The 2,602-nt window shown below is 59.6% G+C and carries 3 protein-coding genes and 1 pseudogene; 2 read left to right on the top strand and 2 right to left on the bottom strand.

Annotation, left to right across the window (positions count from 1 at the left end; all coding sequences use genetic code 11):
* Nucleotides 1-99 precede the first annotated feature (99 nt).
* Nucleotides 100-764, bottom strand: a pseudogene (locus SM191_RS19320) (IS5 family transposase); the annotation flags it as partial.
* A gap of 286 nt (nucleotides 765-1,050) precedes the next feature.
* Entirely contained in the window at nucleotides 1,051-1,683 is a 633-nt protein-coding gene (locus tag SM191_RS19315; RefSeq protein ID WP_309704241.1) for a tyrosine-type recombinase/integrase, read from the bottom strand.
* Between the two features lie 177 nt (nucleotides 1,684-1,860).
* Between SM191_RS19315 and SM191_RS19310 the strand changes: the two genes are divergently transcribed.
* Together SM191_RS19310 and SM191_RS19305 are read left to right on the top strand one after the other, a co-directional pair.
* Nucleotides 1,861-2,106 (top strand): type II toxin-antitoxin system ParD family antitoxin, encoded by a 246-nt coding sequence (locus tag SM191_RS19310; protein ID WP_309703870.1) that lies wholly within the window; start codon nucleotides 1,861-1,863, stop codon nucleotides 2,104-2,106.
* 2 nt (nucleotides 2,107-2,108) lie between these two features.
* A complete protein-coding gene (locus SM191_RS19305; protein ID WP_309703868.1) occupies nucleotides 2,109-2,411 on the top strand; it encodes a type II toxin-antitoxin system RelE/ParE family toxin in 303 nt (100 codons plus the stop codon).
* Nucleotides 2,412-2,602: the final 191 nt, after the last annotated feature.

The raw sequence follows: 2,602 nt of genomic DNA, 5'->3' as shown, positions 1-2,602 counted from the left end.
AGTCGCATGCAACGCCGCGCGCGGGATGCGCTGATCGACAGCCAAATGTGAGGCCTTCGTTCCGGTTGATCCCATCTACGGTAATGAGCGGACGCTTACCTTCAGCCTGCCGAACATGATCTCGATGCGGCTGCGTCGCCGGTAGCGGCGCTTGTCGTATCTGACTGGCTCATTGCGCGATCTGCGGCCGGGGATGCATGGCTGGATGCCCTTGGCTTCCAGGGCATCCCTGAACCAGTCGGCGTCATAGCCGCGGTCGCCGAGCAACCACTGTGCCTTGGGCAAGTCGTCGAGCAGGGCTGCCGCACCGGTATAGTCGCTGACCTGCCCGGCGGTCAGGAAGAAACTCAAGGGGCGGCCGTTGGCATCGCTGACGGCATGGAGCTTGGTGTTCATGCCGCCTTTGGTGCGCCCGATCAGGTGGCCGGGATCCCCTTTTTAACCCGCAGGCTTGATGCCGTGCGATGTGCCTTGAGGTAGGTTGCATCGATCATGATGGTCTTCGGCTCTGCACCTGCGGCCGCCAGCCCTTCCATCATTTGAAGGAAGATGCCTTTCTCTCCCCATCGTTTCCACCGATTGTATAGCGTCTTGTACGGCCCGTAATCTTTCGGTGCATCGCACCACCGCAACCCGTTGCGATTGACGAAAACAATGCCGCTCAGCACCCGGCGGTCATCAACCCGTGACTTCCCATGGCTCTTGGGAAAATACGGCTCAAGCTGCGCCATCTGTCCCTCCGTCAGCCAGTACAGGTCGCTCATCCACGCTCTCCTCGCAGAGCCTGAATCAGATCGCAGCGATCACATCAATGGGTCCTGACCCTAGACGCGCTACCGCGCTGAACTAAGGGTAGCCTGCCCGATCCCATTACCAATTCCGAACCGTCGCAAATGTCCGCAGGCTTTGACATAGGAGAGATGGCTTTTGCAGCCCGACGGATGGCGGGTTCCGGCGTGACCGGACGTTTGTGTTAGCAGCGGCGACCGGCAGCAAAGTCCCAGGCCTACCAAAGTCGGCTCCCCGCCAGCGGAACGGGGAGCCGATGGTTCAAATCTCGGTGTTTTCGGCGAGAGCAAGCGCGTCTTCCACATCGATCCCAAGATAGCGGACCGTATTCTCGATCTTGCTGTGGCCGAGCAAGATCTGGACGGCGCGCAGGTTGCCAGTCGCCCGGTAGATGATCGAAGCCTTGGTTCGGCGAAGCGAATGCGTGCCATATTCGCTCCGCATCAGGCCGACACCCGTCACCCATTCGTCGACAAGCCGGGCATATTGCCGGGTGCTGAGATGACCACTGTGATCAACCCGGCTTGGAAAGACGTAATCGTCCACAGTGCCGCCCCGTCGCTCAAGCCACGCCAACAGGCTGGCCCGGGCATCGGGGAGAAGTTCGAATTGAACAGGCCGACCCGTTTTCTGCTGCATGACGATGGCCCGCGTTCGGATCTGCCCTCCGCTGACGACATCGCCAATTTTCATGCGAACAAGGTCGCAACCGCGCAGCTTGCTGTCGATAGCGAGGTCGAAAAGGGCACGGTCCCGCAAGCGGCGGCGCTGATTGAGGTAGAAGCGGATCTCCCAAATTTGCTTGGGCTTCAGGGCCCGCTTCGCACCGACTGCGCGCCCCGCATTCCAGACCGGGCGCTTGAGGGAAGCATTCGCGGTTTCTGACATTTCCATGATCATTCTCCGATGGCCAGAAGCGGCCATTTTGGAGAACGGCTGCCACCCCCACGGAGAGAATGGTGTGAGGCGTGGGGCAGGCAACACTCGGGAGATCGTGGGGGCGGACCATAGCTTCGTATCAATTGACAAACTTTGCCAATCTTTGCTATTTTTCCGACCTTGGAGGTTGCCATGGCCACGATGAATATCTCACTGCCCGACCCTATGAAGCAATGGGTGGAGGCGCAAGCTGACACCGGTCGGTATAGCAATGCCAGCGACTATGTGCGCGACCTTATCCGCCGTGATCAGGAACGCGCCGACAAGGTTTCCGCCATGCAGCGCCTGGTCGATGAAGCCCGAACGAGCGGTCTAAGTGATGAGACGATGGCGGACATCCGGGCCCGGGCGATCAGCCGGGCTGGCTTGCAAGCCTGATCGTGCCTCGCTTCCGTTTAACACGCGCCGCAGTCGATGATCTGACAGCTATCTTTCTTGAGGGCATCGAGCAGTTCGGTCTACCTCAGGCCGACGCTTATCACGAAGGGTTGAGCGCGATTTTCGCGTTTCTCGCAGACTATCCCCATGCCGCGCGCCTGCGCGAGGAGATATCACCGCCTGTTCGCGTGCATCCCTACAAGGCCCATCTCGTGATTTATGAAGTGAACGATGACGACGAGGTCATCATTCTGCGTGTCCGGCATGGTCGGGAAGATTGGATATCCTCGAATTACAACGGCTAGCCTTGGCGAGATAAGGGCATGCGGCAAAGCCGCAGAAATCCCGCCCCACTTGGCGCTTCATACTGAGCGATAAGATTCTGGACGCGACCAATGCACGAAGCCGCTGCGCGGCAGTGGTGTTGGCGGTGAGGTAGCGCGCCTGCTTTGAGGTTTGTCCCTGCGGCATCGGAGGCAGACGATGGGGTTCCTTC

This window comes from Sphingomonas sp. 2378 (genome assembly GCF_038084995.1).
GTDB lineage: Bacteria > Pseudomonadota > Alphaproteobacteria > Sphingomonadales > Sphingomonadaceae > Sphingomonas.
This window is presented reverse-complemented; position numbering and strand designations above follow the sequence as displayed.

Coding starts and splice junctions, on each gene's coding strand:
- SM191_RS19315 (WP_309704241.1), bottom strand. CDS start 1,683: ATGGAAATGTCAGAAACCGCGAATGCTTCCCTCAAGCGCCCGGTCTGG.
- SM191_RS19310 (WP_309703870.1), top strand. CDS start 1,861: ATGGCCACGATGAATATCTCACTGCCCGACCCTATGAAGCAATGGGTG.